This is a genomic window from Clostridium sp. AM29-11AC, assembly GCF_003480545.1.
Taxonomy (GTDB): domain Bacteria; phylum Bacillota; class Clostridia; order Lachnospirales; family Lachnospiraceae; genus Otoolea; species Otoolea saccharolyticum_A.
Genome location: NZ_QUJI01000036.1, coordinates 1 through 17,805, shown reverse-complemented (window position 1 = coordinate 17,805; position 17,805 = coordinate 1). Strand labels below are relative to the sequence as shown.

The 17,805-nt window shown below is 45.9% G+C and carries 32 protein-coding genes and 1 tRNA gene; 6 read left to right on the top strand and 27 right to left on the bottom strand.

The window, feature by feature from the left end; all coding sequences use genetic code 11:
- Nucleotides 1-505: 505 nt before the first annotated feature.
- From DW757_RS16455 to DW757_RS16360, 23 genes are all read right to left on the bottom strand, one after another.
- Nucleotides 506-937 (bottom strand): RNA polymerase subunit sigma-70, encoded by a 432-nt coding sequence (locus DW757_RS16455; protein WP_347560006.1) that lies wholly within the window; start codon nt 935-937, stop codon nt 506-508.
- Between the two features lie 143 nt (nt 938-1,080).
- Nucleotides 1,081-1,278 carry a hypothetical protein gene (locus DW757_RS16450; protein WP_118752265.1) on the bottom strand — a complete coding sequence of 66 codons (198 nt, stop codon included), beginning with the start codon at nt 1,276-1,278 and terminating at the stop codon, nt 1,081-1,083.
- Nucleotides 1,275-1,493, bottom strand: a complete 219-nt coding sequence (locus tag DW757_RS16445) for a hypothetical protein (RefSeq protein WP_118752264.1) — start codon at nt 1,491-1,493, stop codon at nt 1,275-1,277. Before DW757_RS16445 ends, DW757_RS16450 begins: the two co-directional genes overlap by 4 nt.
- Nucleotides 1,474-1,980 carry a hypothetical protein gene (locus DW757_RS16440; RefSeq protein WP_118752263.1) on the bottom strand — a complete coding sequence of 169 codons (507 nt, stop codon included), beginning with the start codon at nt 1,978-1,980 and terminating at the stop codon, nt 1,474-1,476. Before DW757_RS16440 ends, DW757_RS16445 begins: the two co-directional genes overlap by 20 nt.
- Nucleotides 1,981-2,002: 22 nt before the next feature.
- A complete protein-coding gene (locus DW757_RS16435) occupies nt 2,003-2,287 on the bottom strand; it encodes a hypothetical protein (RefSeq protein WP_118752262.1) in 285 nt (94 codons plus the stop codon).
- A 5-nt stretch (nt 2,288-2,292) separates the two neighbouring features.
- Nucleotides 2,293-2,646 carry a DUF551 domain-containing protein gene (locus DW757_RS16430; RefSeq protein WP_118752261.1) on the bottom strand — a complete coding sequence of 118 codons (354 nt, stop codon included), beginning with the start codon at nt 2,644-2,646 and terminating at the stop codon, nt 2,293-2,295.
- A complete protein-coding gene (locus DW757_RS16425) occupies nt 2,646-2,867 on the bottom strand; it encodes a hypothetical protein (protein ID WP_118752260.1) in 222 nt (73 codons plus the stop codon). Before DW757_RS16425 ends, DW757_RS16430 begins: the two co-directional genes overlap by 1 nt.
- 11 nt (nt 2,868-2,878) lie before the next feature.
- Nucleotides 2,879-3,118, bottom strand: coding sequence for a hypothetical protein (locus tag DW757_RS16420; RefSeq protein WP_118752259.1), 240 nt, complete (start codon nt 3,116-3,118; stop codon nt 2,879-2,881).
- Nucleotides 3,090-3,560 (bottom strand): hypothetical protein, encoded by a 471-nt coding sequence (locus DW757_RS16415; RefSeq protein WP_118752258.1) that lies wholly within the window; start codon nt 3,558-3,560, stop codon nt 3,090-3,092. Before DW757_RS16415 ends, DW757_RS16420 begins: the two co-directional genes overlap by 29 nt.
- Entirely contained in the window at nt 3,517-3,750 is a 234-nt protein-coding gene (locus tag DW757_RS17255) for a hypothetical protein (RefSeq protein ID WP_147355650.1), read from the bottom strand. Before DW757_RS17255 ends, DW757_RS16415 begins: the two co-directional genes overlap by 44 nt.
- A 9-nt stretch (nt 3,751-3,759) precedes the next feature.
- On the bottom strand, nt 3,760-4,269 hold the full coding sequence (locus DW757_RS16410; RefSeq protein WP_118752257.1) for a hypothetical protein: 510 nt from the start codon (nt 4,267-4,269) through the stop codon (nt 3,760-3,762).
- Nucleotides 4,226-5,170, bottom strand: coding sequence for a hypothetical protein (locus DW757_RS16405; RefSeq protein WP_118752256.1), 945 nt, complete (start codon nt 5,168-5,170; stop codon nt 4,226-4,228). The genes DW757_RS16410 and DW757_RS16405 overlap by 44 nt, the downstream gene beginning before the upstream one ends.
- 110 nt (nt 5,171-5,280) lie before the next feature.
- The gene (locus tag DW757_RS16400; protein ID WP_118752255.1) at nt 5,281-5,580 is read right to left on the bottom strand and encodes a phosphoenolpyruvate carboxykinase; all 300 of its coding nucleotides are present in this window, start codon (nt 5,578-5,580) and stop codon (nt 5,281-5,283) included.
- Nucleotides 5,577-6,158 (bottom strand): hypothetical protein, encoded by a 582-nt coding sequence (locus DW757_RS16395; RefSeq protein ID WP_118752254.1) that lies wholly within the window; start codon nt 6,156-6,158, stop codon nt 5,577-5,579. The genes DW757_RS16400 and DW757_RS16395 overlap by 4 nt, the downstream gene beginning before the upstream one ends.
- A 17-nt stretch (nt 6,159-6,175) precedes the next feature.
- Nucleotides 6,176-7,000, bottom strand: a complete 825-nt coding sequence (locus tag DW757_RS16390) for a hypothetical protein (protein WP_118752253.1) — start codon at nt 6,998-7,000, stop codon at nt 6,176-6,178.
- Nucleotides 6,981-7,175, bottom strand: a complete 195-nt coding sequence (locus DW757_RS16385) for a hypothetical protein (protein ID WP_243033749.1) — start codon at nt 7,173-7,175, stop codon at nt 6,981-6,983. Before DW757_RS16385 ends, DW757_RS16390 begins: the two co-directional genes overlap by 20 nt.
- A 10-nt stretch (nt 7,176-7,185) precedes the next feature.
- Nucleotides 7,186-7,359: a hypothetical protein gene (locus tag DW757_RS17480; protein WP_182433336.1), complete on the bottom strand. Its 174-nt coding sequence runs from the start codon at nt 7,357-7,359 to the stop codon at nt 7,186-7,188.
- Nucleotides 7,340-7,576: a hypothetical protein gene (locus DW757_RS16380; protein WP_118752252.1), complete on the bottom strand. Its 237-nt coding sequence runs from the start codon at nt 7,574-7,576 to the stop codon at nt 7,340-7,342. The genes DW757_RS17480 and DW757_RS16380 overlap by 20 nt, the downstream gene beginning before the upstream one ends.
- Before the next feature lie 39 nt (nt 7,577-7,615).
- Entirely contained in the window at nt 7,616-7,870 is a 255-nt protein-coding gene (locus DW757_RS16375) for a hypothetical protein (RefSeq protein WP_118752251.1), read from the bottom strand.
- Between the two features lie 20 nt (nt 7,871-7,890).
- Nucleotides 7,891-8,064, bottom strand: a complete 174-nt coding sequence (locus DW757_RS17475) for a hypothetical protein (protein ID WP_182433335.1) — start codon at nt 8,062-8,064, stop codon at nt 7,891-7,893.
- Nucleotides 8,065-8,193: 129 nt separating this feature from the next.
- Entirely contained in the window at nt 8,194-8,382 is a 189-nt protein-coding gene (locus DW757_RS16370) for a hypothetical protein (protein WP_118752250.1), read from the bottom strand.
- Nucleotides 8,375-8,614 (bottom strand): helix-turn-helix domain-containing protein, encoded by a 240-nt coding sequence (locus DW757_RS16365; RefSeq protein WP_182433334.1) that lies wholly within the window; start codon nt 8,612-8,614, stop codon nt 8,375-8,377. The genes DW757_RS16370 and DW757_RS16365 overlap by 8 nt, the downstream gene beginning before the upstream one ends.
- Before the next feature lie 66 nt (nt 8,615-8,680).
- Nucleotides 8,681-8,917, bottom strand: coding sequence for a helix-turn-helix transcriptional regulator (locus DW757_RS16360; protein ID WP_243033748.1), 237 nt, complete (start codon nt 8,915-8,917; stop codon nt 8,681-8,683).
- Nucleotides 8,918-9,056: 139 nt separating this feature from the next.
- Here DW757_RS16360 and DW757_RS16355 point away from each other — a divergent pair, with 139 nt between their 5' ends.
- From DW757_RS16355 to DW757_RS16330, 6 genes are all read left to right on the top strand, one after another.
- Nucleotides 9,057-9,485, top strand: coding sequence for a helix-turn-helix transcriptional regulator (locus DW757_RS16355; RefSeq protein WP_118752247.1), 429 nt, complete (start codon nt 9,057-9,059; stop codon nt 9,483-9,485).
- Between the two features lie 7 nt (nt 9,486-9,492).
- Nucleotides 9,493-9,945 carry an ImmA/IrrE family metallo-endopeptidase gene (locus DW757_RS16350; protein ID WP_118752246.1) on the top strand — a complete coding sequence of 151 codons (453 nt, stop codon included), beginning with the start codon at nt 9,493-9,495 and terminating at the stop codon, nt 9,943-9,945.
- Nucleotides 9,942-11,522: a GIY-YIG nuclease family protein gene (locus DW757_RS17530; RefSeq protein ID WP_207665913.1), complete on the top strand. Its 1,581-nt coding sequence runs from the start codon at nt 9,942-9,944 to the stop codon at nt 11,520-11,522. Before DW757_RS16350 ends, DW757_RS17530 begins: the two co-directional genes overlap by 4 nt.
- A gap of 161 nt (nt 11,523-11,683) precedes the next feature.
- Nucleotides 11,684-12,295, top strand: a complete 612-nt coding sequence (locus DW757_RS16340) for an Ltp family lipoprotein (RefSeq protein ID WP_243033747.1) — start codon at nt 11,684-11,686, stop codon at nt 12,293-12,295.
- Between the two features lie 49 nt (nt 12,296-12,344).
- Complete coding sequence (locus tag DW757_RS16335; RefSeq protein WP_118752244.1) at nt 12,345-12,692, top strand: hypothetical protein; 348 nt, start codon at nt 12,345-12,347, stop codon at nt 12,690-12,692.
- Nucleotides 12,693-13,263: 571 nt separating this feature from the next.
- On the top strand, nt 13,264-14,310 hold the full coding sequence (locus DW757_RS16330) for a site-specific integrase (protein ID WP_118752243.1): 1,047 nt from the start codon (nt 13,264-13,266) through the stop codon (nt 14,308-14,310).
- Nucleotides 14,311-14,443: 133 nt separating this feature from the next.
- Here DW757_RS16330 and DW757_RS16325 read toward each other — a convergent pair.
- From DW757_RS16325 to DW757_RS16305, 4 genes are all read right to left on the bottom strand, one after another.
- Nucleotides 14,444-14,516, bottom strand: a tRNA-Thr gene (locus DW757_RS16325).
- A 162-nt stretch (nt 14,517-14,678) separates the two neighbouring features.
- Complete coding sequence (phnX, locus tag DW757_RS16320) at nt 14,679-15,467, bottom strand: phosphonoacetaldehyde hydrolase (protein ID WP_087385295.1); 789 nt, start codon at nt 15,465-15,467, stop codon at nt 14,679-14,681.
- A 145-nt stretch (nt 15,468-15,612) separates the two neighbouring features.
- Nucleotides 15,613-16,713 (bottom strand): 2-aminoethylphosphonate--pyruvate transaminase, encoded by a 1,101-nt coding sequence (phnW, locus tag DW757_RS16315; protein ID WP_118752242.1) that lies wholly within the window; start codon nt 16,711-16,713, stop codon nt 15,613-15,615.
- Nucleotides 16,714-17,410: 697 nt separating this feature from the next.
- On the bottom strand, nt 17,411-17,805 hold a 395-nt coding region (locus DW757_RS16305; RefSeq protein WP_279221230.1), incomplete at its 5' end, for a group II intron maturase-specific domain-containing protein.

The following is a 17,805-nucleotide window of genomic DNA, read 5'->3' as shown; positions in this document are numbered from 1 at the left end:
AATTCTTACCAAAAAGGAGTCATTTTCTTCCAAAGACACAAACTTTTTTACACTACCTAAGCAAAAGGAGAAAGACACAATGACGACATTAATTGAGACGATGGCTAATGTGGATTTCTGTATGTTTTTGCTTGGAACATTTGGTATTCATTTCTTTATGTGGATACATAAAATGTTACCTAAGTGCAATTCTTTTGTATTCAGTACCATGTGCGTTGTACTGACATACTTTATTTTTGCACACCTGGCTTAGACATACTGGCAAAAAAGTCGGACTAGCTACCCGACTTTTTTGTTTTTATAAATAACGCAATGGCTACACCAGGAATCAAACTGGGGCTCAGAGCCGCTATCCTATCCACCTGGCACTGGTAAGATGCCCTAATTCTCACGCCGAGCTGTGACACCTGGTATAGAGTACAAGTCACCGTCTAAATGCCTTTGGCTTCATGGTACACTATAACATTTTGAAAACGAACAATGTGAACAAATCGAACAAACTTTATTATGCTGCCATAAATCGTTCAAATTCCATCCTCACACTGTCCGCAGTCGCCTTCCTTCCCATCCTGACAGCCACCTGTCCCCAGGTCATCTCCTCAAAAATCTTATACCGAATGATCCGCTGCATCCTCGGAGATATTGTATTCAGCCAAACCTCAACCTGTCGTCTAATCTGTTCTGCATTCTGAATCCTCTTTGCCAGAAGCTCCTCCATTCGTTCCAGTTCGTCCGGATCCTTTACTACCGCATACCCAAGCCCCTCCAGGTGGTAGGTCTGAAGCGTATACGGGAACTCATGGGATGAGCCCTTCACACTGTCCTGCTGTATCTGGGTCCGGCGTTTCCTCAGCTTCTTTATTTCCTCCTTGGTGTCTTTAATCAACTCACAGGCATCTATGTACTGTTCTAATATCTGCTTGTCCAATGGTGCCACCTCTTTCACAAATTTTTCACAGTTCCAACATAAATCTGTCACAGCTTCCTGATATTCTTAAACCATCAAGTAAGACAGTTACTTTTTACATAGATTCTTTTTCATACTCTCCGGCGGTTTTAAGCCGCCGGAACCTCCTTTCTTCAGGGCCATATGCGCCCTGTTTTTTTATCCTTCAGGACAATTCGCTCCGTCACCTCACATTGATGCCATCTGGCAATGGTTTTCATCCGGCGGATCGCGTCCTTCACGTTCTCTGGCTGCCGGTCTGCCTCTCTTATGGCCCGGCAGGCGACGGGATCTCTCACGCCGCTACCGTTGTGGTATAAATCAGACTTCATTTAATCCCGCCCTTCTGTTTCCATGTTTCTAAATCATCCTGAGCTTTTCCAACATAATCTCTGCATTCTTTACATTCAGAAAGAGGTTCATCTGTCATTCTGTCGATATACCCATAGCAGTAATATTGCGGCACTCCATCTTTATACCACTCGACAGTTGCCTGTCCCCGCCGCTTTACCTTGCTTCCTGCAAGTCTACATCTCACTCGTGACATCTTTCATTCCCTCCAAATTCTCATTCCACTGGATAACCTGTCCGCAATAAGGACAGTTATTAAATCCACACTCTTTCAGTTCCCACAAGTCATTTCCGCAGTTAGGGCATAACAGTTTACCGTCTTCACTGTCTCCGTAAAAATCTAGAGGTTTTTGATTCTGCTTCTCCCTGGCTTTCCGGCACTCTTCTACGGTACCGACTGCTCGGTAAGCATCCCACATATCTACATCCTCATTAGTCAGCAGGCGAAGTTTTATCGGTTCTTTTACGCTTATTCGGTAACAAATTCCATCAACAACCGCTTTGAGAAGTCCGTCACAATCCCCGAAGCATTTGCGGAGCTTTCTGTCCATTTCCCGGTACTTATGGATTTCTTTCAAAGCTTTTATTGCCGTTTCAAAAGCAACCGCATAATCAAGCGGATAATCCCATTCAACTTCGGCAATGGCAATCTCTATAACTTTGATCGCTTCTTTCTCTATCATTCCCCTGCTCCTTCCTCTACTGCTATTTTATAAGTTCGTCAGTTACAGTGTTGAACAGTTTATAATACGGAGTGATACTGATTATTTTTCCCGTAGCTTCTCGCTCCCTTAAAACAACATCTGCAACCGTGTATTTCTTATCAGGTGTAACAAAACCATTATCCTTTACGTATTTTTGCATCTCTTTCAGGGCTTTCTTTTTATCCTCGTCATAGAATATGCAGATATATTTTGGCTCTCCGCAATATCCGATAACAGGTTTATAATGCTCATACTGCTCCAAAAGCACGTCATAAACTATTGTCATTTCTCTCACACTCCTTCATACGGTTCTGGAAGCGGCTGCCAGGCGATCACGCAATCAGGTTCATCCCATATACCATTTTCTATCCCGCACATTCCTGTGAATGGCTCTTCCTGTCCGACTAAATCGCCAGTAAATGTGCAAAGATATGTTCCATCTTCCGGCATCCGTTCCTCCACCGGAATCCAGCCGTCTTTGGCAGGGACATCTGTGTCCTTACCAGATATGTACTTGCGGATGATGCCCTTCGCTATATTCATCCCATAGCAGAGATCCGTTACTTTTTCGTCAATATACGGATTTTCCACATACCTTTCTATTGTTTCATCTATCTCTTCCAGAATCTTCTCTAATTCCTGCATTACATTATTTCCTTCCTTCTCTCATATCTAACGGTTTTCCCATTATCCATCTCGATATCTATATATATTGGATATCCCGTTTTATCCTGTGATATCGGGATATATTTTGAAGGTTTCATGTCTCGTGGCTTTCTATGCCCTCTTTCACAGTCTTGGCATTTTATTTTCGTGCTGTAAGTTGTACCGCAAAACTCACAGCGATATATTTTCAATTCCTGCATGTCAGTCCTCCTCACTCCAATCTACCGTTCCATATGATCTTCCCATCCCTGCTGCCTCGCTCAGCCGCAATCTCGCAGGCAGAAGTTCCTTCCGTCACATTCTGTCCATGCCAGCTGCAGGAGTCACAATCTTTAAATTCTTTTGTATGTTCCGCCTTATTCCAGCAGTCATAAAAGTCCCGTTCCATCTCCTTTGTTACCTCTATGGTCAGTAAGACCTTTTCACATACCTGAATACACAGCTTTTTCATAGGCACCTCCTATTGTCTCAACTTCTCCCGAATCCCGCTCATCCAGCTCCCCCTTCCTGTCATTTCTTCTCTCACCCACCTGGATCACCCCTATCACTGCTTCCAATGCATCCACATCTTTTCTCCAGATAGGATCTGCATCGATACCGTCCGCCATATCTCTGCAGTGCTCCAGCAAGTCGGTAAGCTGTCTGCAGGCTTTCTGTAACTTCCCGACATCTACCAGCCGCATTCCTGGAATCCGGAATGCCCTGGAAGCTCCTACCGGATGATCCGTTTCTAACATTCCTTTCTTCAGCATACTCCATAAATGCCCGTTGACCGTTGACAAACCACAGTCAAGTTCTTCCATCAGCTCCCGGTTCGTTGGGGGATATCCATGGAGCTCTATGTATGCTTTAATAACATCTAGGACCTTTTCCTGGCTGATTCTCTGCTTCACGCTTCATTTCCTCCTCTATTCGCTGTCTGATCCACCGTTCTCCATGTTCCCGGTCTGCCAGTTCTTCTGCTGCCAGAGCTGGACTAAAATAACAGCCAATGGGCGCGTATCCTCTGGACGTTTCCTGAAGAATCTGGAATCGTCCGGCAGTCTCCGGTTCGATGTAATACTTCCCGTAAATGTGTTTCATATTTCCTCTCTATCTCGGCCATTCTCCCAGAGTATGGACACCCTTTCTGCTGCAACGCACCACATCCGCCCATGAATAGGTCTGCCCGTTGTCAAACAGGCAGATATGCGGGTATCTGGTGTCCGCTACCTTCGTCCGTCTTCTGGATCCTTCTTCATCCCGGTAGTAATAAACATCTCCAGGGGCAATACACTTCCGGAATTTCTCTATTGTCTCGGGCCAGATCGCCTCGCCCGCCTGAAGCTCTTCCCTCTGTTCCCGGTAAGTCTTCACATCTTCCCTGTGAACTGTATACAGATAGCCCTCCCTGCAGCGTCCCACACAGTCGATAACATTTTTCGTTCTCAGGTTTCCAAACTGGTTTCTGGCATCGCTATGCGTCAGAGCCAGGGCCTTTGCTGCCGCCTGTATGGTCAGCGGTCCTGTTTCCCGCATATATTTCAGGATTCTGTCCTGTTTCTCACCTGAGATACGATTAATCTCCTCCCGGCTGATTTTCGGTATTTTCTTCCTGCCCATAAATTCCTCCCATTCGCTCCAGTATATCCTCGTAGTCATAGCCGTGCTCCTCCAGGTTGTGAAAACGGTTCTTCGGCTTTCCACTGCCGCCTTTCCCCTGGCCACTCCCTTCACTCAGATACCGGCCGTAGTAATCGCGATGGGATTTCCAGGCTTCCGATTCATCCTTCTCCCTCTTCTGCCCTTCTCTGTCACTGTAATTACCGTCCAGAACTTTTGCCATGTTGGCATCCGCAATCAGCCAGTCAAACGTGGCTGTCCAGTTCCAGTTATTTTTCCCCTTCAGGAAACTGCTGGCCTCGGCCATCTCAAACAGTCTCCGGAAATCGTCCACGGTATAACCAGCGCGCAGTCTGGCCCGAACTGCCTTCTTTCTTGCTTCTGACATCTTCACCAGGCGGGGATACGACCCGCAGACGGAGTTGTATAACTCTCGAATCGTGGCAAGCTGGTCAGAAAAGGCGTCCGTCTTTTCTGGTAATCCGTCAGGATTACTCTTTTGCTGTTTTTGTTTATTTTTATTGTTTATTATGTCTACGCTTTGTATTACGGGATATACTTCGGGTTGTACTACGGGATATACTTCGGGTTGTACTTTCAAATTGTAAGTATATTCCGTAGCTAATGAGATAAGGCGGTAACGCCCCGGGACCCCTTTACGTCCCTTCTGGTATTCTACCAGCCCTGCATTCACAAGCCGGTCCCTGCTCTCTGTCAGGGATGCTTCTCTTGCTATCTGCAGGGACACCATCAAGCGGCGGTTATCTACTTGCGTCCATTCCGGCCAGCCGGCCCTGCTGCTCAGATACAGCAGCTTGTACCACAAAAGCTGCGTCAGGGTGGGGAGGGAATGGGTTTCGAGCCACCGCTCAAATCCGTTAATCTCTGCGATATAATTCAAGGCTCTCCCGCCTTTCTTTTTTGAGTAGCCGGGGTACGGTCAAGTCCCCGGCCGGTTGTATCACCAATGGCATCATCGTTCGTGATATATTATTGTGCCATAGGAGGTTGTTATAAATAGGAGCGTCCGAATTCCTTGATGAACTCGTCCCGGCTCCCGTAATGGCTCTCATAGTATCTCTGAGCCATCTGCTTAAGCATCTTATCTATTCCTGCATTCTCCGGTGTCCTCTGGAAGGAAGCGCCGTTGGGGTGCAGTTCCGGACGCAAAGGGATGATAAATCCCCTGGCTTCCGATTTTTTCTTATTCCCCTTGCGTCCCTCAAAAATATGATGCCTCTCCACGTAAGGGCTGCCAGTGAAATAGCAGTGTTCCATATCGTCTGTAAATACGCTCCAAAGTCTCTTCATTCCGTTTTTCCCTTCCGCTTCCGGTTCGCCTCATAGAGTTCCAGCATCCGGCTCAGTTCTTCCGGAGCAGCCGTCTCAATGCCTACTTCCTTACATTCGGACACCAATCCGTCAATCAGATGGGCCATCTCCTCCGTGTTGTAGGTACTGGATCCACGAAGCATCACATAGGTGCGGAACCGTTCTCCATCCCTTCCAGTCTTCACCTCAGAAGTAGGCTTGATGTGGAAGGTCTCTGCTTCGTCCGCGGCCCGGGCTCCCTGGTCACTGTCTGGAAGAACGAGATAAATCATCTTGCCGTCAATGATTGCAGGCTGCCCGTATCTCCTTAACAGGATATTGTGCAGATGCGGTTTTGACAGGTTCAGCTTGTCTCCCAGTTTTGCGACAAGCACCCAGTAATACGCGTTGGCGTCCAGGCTTCGCTTCTTCCGAAACTTTTTAAACGTAATAGCCAGAGGAATACCCTGCAGCTCCTCCAGCCGGGGAGCTGCCATTTCATCGGTTTCGCAGGTGATTAGGGTATGTCCGGTAAAATAATCACAGGAAATACTTTTTAACTGTCCTTTAAACTCCATTTCTTTTACCTGTGCTGCTAATTCCAGGGAACTCCGTCCATCTTCTCCGGCGGTTCTGTCTGCATGGAAGGATCCGGCTTGTCCGGGTACCGTTTAAACTTTTCCATTGCATCCCGAAACTGGGAAATGGTCAAATCCTTTAGTTCCTGTACCCCATAGGTTCCCGCAATCTGCTTCCAGTGCAGGCCGGTCCGGCCGCATTCGTTGTACAAAGTCTGAATATGCGCCTTTCCTACCTTCGGCTCTTCCTTCAATTTTTCCGGTTCTCCCCGCTGAGGCGCAGATGCCGGCAGCGGCTTGTCTGTCTTTTCCGGATGTGCCAGGTTAAACACGATCCTGCCCTTCTGGCTGTCATTGCATATCACCAGAGAGCAGATATTCCTGGCATCATCGTAGCCAATTTCTTTTACAGAAAAGCGGTCATTGCAGGCCCACTTCTTTCCGTTTCTGTCTGCCTTTTCCTGGATCCGGCAATTTCCGGCCGGAATCCAAATAAATGGCGCTGTATACAGTTCCCTTCCAATTCCCCAGTTAAAACAGGCCCGTTTAAAGGAGTCGGAGGCAAGCCCCTTCTCCTTTTCCGTGTAGCTTTCTGTTCCTGTGTCTTCTTTAGAGATCCACTGCTGCTTCTCACCATCCCAGATGCTGACTGTGCAGTTGGCATTGTCTCTGCTATGGGCCCGCTGCCAGTTCATAGGGCCTACGGTTTCGTCTAATATGTTCTGATCTACCCTGGCATCCTTGTAAAGCAGCAGGGACACTCCCTTTTCGGTTGCTGTGGCAATCCGGCAGTCAATCTCTCCTGCCTGCAGCGTGCGGAATTCAAGCGCCTTCTTCTCCATCGTCTTCCTCCTCTATCCAGTTCCCGGAATAAAACCATTCCACAAGCATCTCGCGGAACTCTCTCTGATCCTCCTCTGTCCCTTTCAGGCATCGCTCCAGTGCATAATCATAAGCTATTGCTTCCTCTACCACATGCCCTTCCTCTGGTGTGCCTGTCATTCCTTTATAGTACATAGCTACTCCTTTAAGCTCCCTGAACCCTCATTCTCATCTGGCCGCTTTCCGTCTCCTGGAAGACGCTCAGGCTCTGCTTCATCCGCAAAGCCCGACTTTTCTTTAACTCCAGACACTCCTCGCAGAGTCTTCCCTCGCCCGGATCCAGATAGCAGCCGCACTCATCACAGCGGTAACGGTTCATTTTCCGTTTCCTCCCCGTCCGTCTTTCTTTTTATCTCGGTCACTCCGCAGTTTGTCTCTGGCTCTAAATCAAATCCAAGAATCGCGGCAACCACTTCCCGCTCAATCGAATACTTTTCCAGACACACATAAGCAGCCAGGGCTTCCACCCGTCCCATCAGCATCAGTGCCTCCTCATTGGCATCTTCAGGAACAAACATCCTGTTTCTGTTTTTCATGCTTGCATTTCCTCCTGTTCTGGGTTACACTTATCATGTTTACTTATTTTCACCTGCGCCTGTCCGGTTGCCGCCGGCGGGCGCATTTTCTTTACGTTCATGTACCACTGTAAGATAGCTGATATGAGCTGCAAGCTCGTCCGCCACTGTTCCTGCCTCCGGAAGCCGTTCCCGGAGCTCTCTTGCATAACTTTCCAGCGCAAGAATGCACAGCGGCGCATCCTTCCAGCTCACCGGGTTGATCGCCTCCGCCACCTTCACTGAAAGCTCCAGCGCCCTTTTCTGTAAATCCATTCCTTTTTCCTCCTGTTTTCCTATCTTCTCTTTGCATTCAGCTCATCTGCTGCCGCCTGTGCCTCCTCTTCGGTCGCATATGGTCCTCTTGTCTCCCGCACGCCGCTGTGCATTGGTTCTCCCAGCCGCAGCGGCCGTGTCTGACGGTAAATCTGGTAGCAGCTGACGTTTCTGCTTACTTTCCACTCGTACATGACGTTTCACCTCCCTCTCATAGTCCCTGCAGGGGTACCATCGGGTATATTCCAGGCAATGATACCGCTTCCGGCAGGTCTTGCAGGTAGACGGCAGAAAAATAATCTTTCCTTTGGCTTTCTTTTTCATCACAGCCATCCAGCCGCTGACATAACGGCCAAAAATGCTCCGAAGAACCCCGCCGCCAGAATCTCTGTAAACAGTAGCGCCCGTTCCAGGAAGCGGTTTTCCTCCCGCAGGGCCTCGTTGATTTGCCGCTCTACCTTAAGCGGATGCTCCTGCTTTGGCTGCGACGAAGTAATCTCTGTCTTATGCATCACTTTCCTCCTTGCTTATTCCTACTGTGCGATTCCTGAGATAAAGCAGCTTCAGGATAAGTTCTCCTGAGCGGTTCCACGGCTCCTTCTTTATGTAGAGCACGGTCCGGGTACTCACTCCCAGATACTTAGCAATATCCTTATCTGTCCAGCCCTTTCGGGCCTTGATCTCGTTAATCCAGTCCTTCGGCCAATACCACCATTCTGGTGGTTTTAATACCTGCCTTGACATAAACTCACCTCCTACTTCAGCAGCTCCATATAGCACCTGTCTGTGGCTATTTTTTCGGAGCATACTTCAAATAATATTTACGGTTTTATCGTAATCTAAGGGTAAAAAAATAAGCCGCTCATATGGTACGCCGTATACTTCTTCGATCTTCCTCAAAACCGGCACGTCAGGATAACTTTTCCCTCTCTCGTAATTTCCCAAGGTATCTGCACTAATGCCTATGAGCTTCGCGGCTTCTTCCTGTGTATACTTTTTCATCTCCCGTGCAGTTTTTAATGTGAAACGCGTCTTTGCACTCTGCAAGATTGTTTCCTCCTTTCTGTTTATGGATTAACTATACTACGGTTTAACCGTAATGTCAACGATTTTTCCGTAATTTTTTAAGATTATCTTGATTTTTTTACGAGTTAATCATATAATCATAATGTAAGGAGGACAATACATGAGCGGACTTGGAAATAAAGAAATAATGGCAAAAAATATCCAATTTTATATGGATAAATACGGAAAAAGCCGACAGGATATGTGCGATGCCTTAGGCGTCAAATATACTACTTTTACTGACTGGGTTAAAGGTAATTCATATCCTCGTATTGATAAAATAGAGCTAATGGCTAATTATTTCGGGATATCAAAATCCGATTTAGTAGAAGAGCGGAGCATTCTAACTTCTCGAGATGAACGTGACATAGAAAAAATCCTAAACCAAACAAAAGAGCAGCTGCTCTCCCAGGAAGGTCTGATGTTTGATGGAAAACCCGCCAGTCCGGAGGCCATCGATTCAATCCTATCCGCCATGCAGGTAGGAATGGAATTGGCCAAGAAAAAGAATAAGGAAACATATACTCCAAAGAAATACAAAAAGGACTGATGATTTTATGGATATAAAGAAAAAAGCGGATGCCCTGGCGCGGAAATATAAAACCCGCAATCCGTTTGAAATCATCCAGGGATTGAATGTCATACTCGTCTTTGCCCCTCTGATTGACACCAGGGCTTTCTATCAATATTTTCAGAGGAACAATATTATTTATATAGACGAAAACCTTCCCCGCCACGAACAGGCATTTGAATGCGCCCATGAAATGGGGCATATGTTCCTTCATAAAAAGGCCAATACTATTTTTATGGATAGCCATACTAATTTTAATACTTCTAAATATGAAATAGAGGCTGATACTTTTGCCGTGGACTTACTGATAGATGATGGTATCTTGGCAGAATACCGCAACTATAACACCGATCAGTTATCCCGCTTATTGGGGTATGAGAAAAGATTAATTGAATTAAGATTAAAATCCACTAATGAGAAAGGACAAAATTTAACATGAAAAGAAAATGGTATTTGCAGACATGGTTCATCTTTTTGCTATCGCTTTTTTGGCCACTGGTAATCCCAGGGATCGCCGCTTTTATTTTGCTGGTTCTTCAATATGTGGATTCTAAAAAACAAAATCAACATTTTTTAGCCTCTGAATCCTCGCTTCAGGATATAACTGCTGAAAAAAATGCACTAAACGAGCAGGTACAGCTGCTTCAAAACCAGCTTAATGAACTCGGGGCTGACACATATTTAGAAGTCAGAAATAAAATAGATGAACTATCCAAACAGCATTCCGAAATGGAGCAGAACTTCAGCCTTGAAACGCAAAAAAACAATGATATTATTGCCCGCCTTCGGAATGAGATTACAGAATTGGAGCAGAGAAACGAACTTCTCGTAAAACAGATCGCCACCCAGGAAAGAAAACTTCAACGAACAAAAGAATTATATAAAAGCGTTGACTACTGCATCACCCATTTTATTCAATCTGATTCCGCTGAACGGCTTTCTGCACTGGATGATGCTGCGTATGATGAATTTTCTCCTAGCGTGATTTTAAAACTCCATTGCATGGATATTAAATCTTTACGCAAAACTTATAGAGAAAATGAGAAAGCTATTAACCATATTTTAGAGCTTTATGCTACAAGGTATACAACTAAGGCAAATCAAACTATCTATCAATTAATGGTTATTGCCTTACGGGCGGAGCTGCAAAATGTTTTATACAATTTAAAGTATGAAAAACTGGATCAGGCTATCGATCACATAAAAAATATAACCGCTAAATACCTTCAAATTGCAGGAGCAGGTAATCAGAGTATTGCTGGAACATTGACCAGATTTATAGGCGAAATTGAATATCTGTTTATCGACGCTGTTAAAATTGAGTACAATTACTATGTAAAAAAAGAGCAGGCCCGCCAAGAGCAGTTGGCTCTTAAACAGCAAATGCGTGAAGAAGCAGAAGAAAGAAAAGCTTTGGAATTACAGCGTAAAAAAATTGAACAAGAAGAATCAAAATACCAGAGCGAGATTCAAAAAAATATCGAGACTTTGGCCACAGCTACAGATGATAAACTGATTGCAGACCTCAAGGCAAAAATTTTAGAGCTTCAAGGGCAACTTTCAGATGTGTCTTTGAAAAAGGAAGAGATCTCAAAATTGCAGAATGGAAAAGCTGGAAATGTATATATTATCAGCAACTTAGGTTCCTTCGGAGAGAACGTCTTCAAAATTGGAATGACTAGAAGGTTAAATCCTCAGGAGCGTGTCGATGAGTTGGGAAGTGCCAGCGTTCCTTTCCGCTTCGATGTACATAGTTTCATTTTCTCTGATGATGCTGTTGCCTTGGAAAATAAATTACACTCTATTCTTAACGGTAAACGTGTAAACAAAGTTAATATGCGGAAAGAATTTTTCTACTCGTCACTGGATGAGCTGGAGAATCTGGTTAATGAATTAGATCCTACTGCTGAATTTAACAAAACTATGCTCGCTGAAGAATTCAGGCAATCTCAGTCCACAGATACGCCTTATACCACAGACTATGAGGATGATCTTGATGGGGATGAAGAAGATTAAATCAGATAAACAAAATTAAAACAGCCTATGGCGTTTTAATAAAATTTTACCTTTAGGGAGGAAACACGTATGAAAAAGAAAGAAAACCAAATTCAGGCCGATTCTATGCCAGAAAAGAAAAGCAAAAAAAATCTGGCTGCTTAGTTGTTGTAGCTGCGATCGTGATAATTGGAATCATTGGCATCGCCGGAGGTAATTCCTCATCTGATTCCGAAACAACTTCTTCTATTGAATCTACAGTTTCTGAAAGTGCCGATTCTCTTAATAATGCTATTGCAGAAACAGAGACAGCAGTTGCTCAGGAAACAGAAAGTAACATTCCCACTGAATATAAATCTGCTCTCAAGAAAGCTGAAAGTTACAGCAATATGATGCACATGTCAAAGGCCGGTATTTATAATCAGCTCACTTCTGAATATGGGGAAAAGTTCAGTCCAGAAGCTGCTCAATATGCCATTGACAATATAAATGCAGATTGGAATGCAAATGCTCTTGCAAAAGCTGAGGATTACAGTAGTACCATGCACATGTCAAAGGTTGGCATTTATGATCAGCTCGTGTCAGAATACGGCGAGCAGTTTACAGCTGAAGAAGCACAGTATGCCATAGATAATGTCCAGGCTGACTGGAATGCAAACGCCCTTGAAAAAGCTAAGTCTTATCAAGATACTATGAGTATGTCACCGGAGGCTATTCGCGATCAGCTTACTTCTGAATATGGTGAAAAGTTCACTCAGGAAGAAGCTGACTATGCTATTGCAAATCTGAACTAAAATATTTTACAATTTTTATCAGAAAACAGATTGATAAGGAGAAATTTATATGAAACAGAAACTCAGCAAATGCTTACTTATATCATTTATATTAGGCGTTGCCTACCTGATTTATTCTATATTTTACTGGACCGGGGCTGTCAGTGGAAGTGCATCTACTGCTGAACAGGTGGGAGCAGGATTAGCGACGGCTATCGTTATGCCACACCTTATTTTTACTGCTCTTGCAGTAATCTTTAATGCTTTAGGCTTGTTTATGCGTAAACGGGGATTTGCTCTTACCGGAGCTATTCTCTATACAGTGGCATTAGTTCTTTTCCCAGTGTATTTCATGTTTGTAATTATTGAGATGATTTTATCTTATATAGGCTTCGCAAAAATGAAAAAAGAGGTATAATTCTACCGTTCCCTGGAACGATGGACAGTTCCAGGGAACGCCACCTTGACAATAAAATATCCTTACCCGGGGAACCGAAGGGGCGATACCCCAGCTTCCGGACTTTTTAGAAAGGGGCTGGTACACATGGTTACATACAGCGATCTATTCGCCTTTGTGAGCATGATTTGTTCTATCGTTACTCTTGTTGTTACTCTCAGCGAACACAAAAAGTAGCGCCCCTGTCCTGGTAAGATAAGGCGCTACTTTCAGCAAATTACTCTCGCCGGCGGCTGGACTTCACCCAGCTTTCGGTTCTCTTGTTAAGTATATTATATGTCAGAGAGAATTATTTGTCAAATACGAAAAACCGCCCGGTGTTTCCGGCACCGAACGGCTTTCCATACATTTTATACCGGCCCCCCGCGCCAACGGGAAGCCGGTACCAGCCGCGACGCCAATCGCGGCCCCTCCGAAGAGGACACAATATTCTGCCAAAAATATTGTATCATCTTCGGGGGCAGTTATGCAATCAGAACATAGGTTTGCATAGCTGTATTTTTTATACCATTTGTTAGAGGAGGAAAACCAGATGGAGAAAAAGAAACCGAAGAAAAAGAAAAATGCCCTGCCGTCCGGAAGTTACCGGGTGCAGGCCCTGGACTATGTGGATGCTGCCGGAAAGCGGCATTACAGGAGCTTTACTGCAGCCACAAAGAAGGAAGCCCAGCTTTTAGCCGAGGAGTGGAAGCTGAACCGGAAAAAGGGAATCAGGGAGCCTGATAATCTGACCGTCCTGGAAGCTGTGGAACGCTACCTGACTGTCAGGGAAGCCGTTTTAAGCCCCTCCACCATGCGGGGATATGATTATCTTAAACGCTGCTATTTCGGCGGCTCATTCGGGCGTGTGCCGCTTCGGGAACTGGACAGCACAGCCGCCCAGATATGGGTATCTGAGCTGGTGAAAAAAGGTCTGTCCCCCAAAACAGTCAGAAACGCTTATGGCCTGCTGGCTGCTGCTCTGGATATGTTTGCTCCGGATCTCCACTTAAAAGTACAGATGCCCGCCAGGAAAAAGCCGGAGCTCTACTGCCCCAGCGACGAGGATGTAAAAACGCTGCTTCGGCACATACAGGGAACAGAGCTTGAGATTGCCGTTCTTCTGGCAGCTTTCGGGCCGCTGCGGCGGGGCGAGATATGCGCCCTGACAGATAAGGATGTTGTGGGAAATACGGTGGTTGTGAGTAAATCTATGGTAAAAGACTCAGAAAGAACATGGCATATTAAGGAACCTAAGACTTACGGAAGTTATCGGGAAGTCGTCCTGCCTGATTTTGTAATAGCAAAACTGTCCGGCAGACGGGGGCAGATTGTCAGAATGGATCCCGACTATGTTACTCACCGGTTTGGCCGGGTGCTGAAAACTTTAGACATCCCCCATTTTCGTTTCCACGACCTGCGGCACTATGCCGCATCGATTATGCACGCGATCGGCGTGCCGGATCAGTATATCCTCCAGCGCGGAGGGTGGGCCTCTGACAATATTATGAAATCGGTATACCGGAATACCATCGACCTGGAGACGGTACGGCAGACAAAGAAAATTAATCAGCATTTTGAAAAGCTGAAAAACGTGTGATTTCCGTGTTGCATTCGTGTTGCATGAACGCTGAAAAACAGGTACTTAATGCCGCAGTACCGTTTCATTCCAGATACGCAAAAACCCTTGTAAATACAGGAAAAATCCAGTATTTACAAGGGTAAAAGAAAAAAGCTGCTGACGGGAATCGAACCCGTGACCTCCGCACTACCAATGCGACGCTCTACCTACTGAGCTACAACAGCACTTCCCGGCTCCCTGAGCCGAGATATATCATATCACAGGAGGACTCTTCTGTCAATCAAAATTTAACAAATCTTATCAAAAAATTGCCAAAATTTCATTTGAAGTCCAGACGCTGTTTCAAAAACTCTGTCCGCCTGTTCCGAAATGCTTTTGTATCTTCTTTAGACAGACTGTCCCTCAATCTCGTCGATGAGATCGCACAGGCAGCCCATATGGTCAATGACATAGTCTGCCCCTGCCTCCCGGTAGCTCTGGGTCAGCCTCTCCTTAGCCGCTTTTTTGTCAGCTTCAGAAAGGGCCTCGTACTCCTGTTCTGTCAGTCCCATCTCGGAACTTCCCTCCAAGACTCCCACAGAGATCACGCCTGCATTTACTCCCTCCTGAATATCTGAAATGGTATCTCCCACCTTCATAACGGTATGCACATTCCTAAGTCCAAGCTGTCTCATGTTTTCAAAGATCATATACGGATAAGGACGCCCCATATTGCCCACGCTGTTCGGGGAGATCCAGAAATCCGGCTCATATCCGTTTTCTGCTGCCTTTGGAACTACAATCTCCATCATCTGATCCGTATATCCCGTCGTGGATCCGATTTTTATTCCCCTGTCTCTCAGCTGTCTTACTGCTTCCAGAACATAAGGCTTTACTTCTGCATATCCGTGGAGAATCCCCAGCAGTTTCTCCGAAAATTTCTCGTGCATCTCGTCCACATCCCGGTCCGTCCACTCCCGTCCGTGAACCTTCACCCACTCACTGTGAATCCGGTTCATAGACAGCATGGTTTTAATGTGATCCCATTTCAGCATCCCCATGGGCTTCCTGGTCTCTTCCATGGTCGCATCAATCCCATATTCCCTGAAAATCTCCATAAATGCCCTGACCGGTGCAAAGCATCCATAGTCTACTGTCGTGCCGGCCCAGTCAAAAATAACACCCTCTATTTTCATTCCAGTCCTCCCGGCAGATATTATTTTCTCTGCCTTTTCTTCCTCAAATTTCCTGTTCATTTCCGGCCAGCCGCCCATCCTGCTGTCTTGGGACAGCCGGCAAACCTGCCGCCGTTTCCGTGGCAGCCTTTGTTTTCTTATGGTTTTACTGCTGTTCAGTCTTCTTCATGTACTCCTGCATGATCTCTGTCAGCTTCTGGATATCCTCCTCATGGATCTCGCCGATCACGCCAATCCGGAAGGTATCTGCATCCGTCAGTTTTCCGGGATAGATTGCATATCCCCTCTCCTTGATGTAGTGGTACATATCCTGGAAGTCGAATTTTCTTCCCTCCGGGTACAGAAAGGTGGCAATAATCGGCCCCTGCCATGCCTTGTCCACATAGAGCTTAAAGCCCAGCTTTTCAAAGTTTTCCACAAGGGTGTCCATATTTTTCTGGTAGCGGGCATGCCTTGCCTCGATGCCGCCCTCGTTTTTAAGCTCCTTTATGGCCTGGTCAAAGGCGAGAACTACGTGGGTCGGGGATGTGTAGCGCCATTTTCCATCCTGTTCCATGCCTGCCCACTGATCGTAGAGATCAAGAGAAAGGCTTCTCGCGCACCCCTTAGACTCCATCAGCAATTTTCTGTTGGCAATAATAAAGGAAAATCCCGGAACTCCCTGGATGCACTTATTGGCGGAGCTTACGAGAAAATCAATGTGCCAGTCCCGAACCGGAATGTCAACGCCTGCAAAGCTGGACATCGCATCCACAATAAAGACCTTTCCATAAGTATGAGCCAGCCCGCCGATGGTCGCAATATCATTCAGAATTCCGCTGGTGGTCTCACTGTGAATCATCATCACATGGGTAATTTCAGGGTGGTTCTTTAAGGCCTCCTCTGCCTTTCCTGCATCAGGTGTCTTGTCGTAAGACTGCGTTATGTGAATACAGGAAATATGGTGATATTCGCATATTTTAGCAGCTCTCTCACCGTAAGCACCGTTGCTCAGCAAAAGCACCGTTCCATCCTGCGGCACTACGCTGCTGAGTACGCTCTCCACTCCAAAGGTTCCTGAACCCTGCATCAGCACTGCCGTATACTCGTCCTCGGTGACATGAGCCAGCCCCAGAAGCTCTCTGCGAATTTTCTGAGTGATCTGCTTATAATCGTCATCCCATGTACAGTGATCAAACATCATCACCTGTTTTACCGTGTCCGTAGTGGTGAGAGGACCTGGCGTAAGTAATTTGTAGTTTCTCATCTCTGTTCTCCTGTGAATTTTTAAAATTTCCATACTGAGGAATCGGCGGATCCGTCAGGCCGAATGTTCAGCCGCATGTTTGGCTGCCCTTTCCTTCCGTTTGCTTTCAGTCTGTCTTCCGCTCCTTCTCTCAGCTTTGTTTCTAAGTTCTTCTCCAAACAAAGCTAATTCTACCTTAAAATTCTAAAAATTCAAGAGAAATCTTATTTTTTAACTATCTTTTTACCTTTATTTTACTTTTTATAAGAACAATACTTATATTTTTTATTTTCTATACAATCCCTGATCTATTTTTTACATTCCTCTGTTTTCTGTCTGCCCCATGTCATCAGCCTTTCTGCCTCTCCCATATCCGGAGAGGCAGGATCCCTTTCTTCTGAAAATCCTTTTCAGCGGCAAAACAGCCATGCCTTTCGATTGTCCCTGTACATACAGAGAGAAAGCCTTTTTCCTGTTCTCTGCCCTCCACAGAGGTTTTCTCCCGATTCCCCTTCCTCTGACCTCCTCCTTCACAAACAGCCCCGCGATATGCGGATCTACTCTGCATCCAGCAGATCTGCAGCACAAAGAAATGTGCCTGAAGCTGTGTTAAAAATACCGCGCTCACAGCCAGCAGGCGGGCTTTTTGGCGATCGGATAGGGGAGATTTGACCCTCCCCTTCCACACCACGTAGCGTACCGTTCGGTACTACGCGGTTCAATAGTTTACACGTACTTTTAGATAGTGGGCAGTCATGGATGGATATCCGAGTCTGTCCACTATTATTGTCTTGGTAAGCACCGAGTTCAACATTTCCGCCGCTCTCCATGTTCCCTTCCGGCAGTTCGCCATCTTATGCACCTGCCGCTCCGGCAGCTGGAGTGCCCGAAATATTTTATATCTCGTCCGCACTCTCTTCCATTGTCTCCAGTACACCGCTCGGACTCTGTGGCGGAGCCATTCGTCTGTGACTTCCATCAGGTTTTTCATATCCGCGTACCGGTAGCAGTTGATCCACCCAGTCGTATATTTCCTGAGTTTCTCTTCTCTCTCCGGGTTGCTCCACTTATTTCCCCTTACCGTCAATTCCCTGAGATGGTTTTTCATCTTCT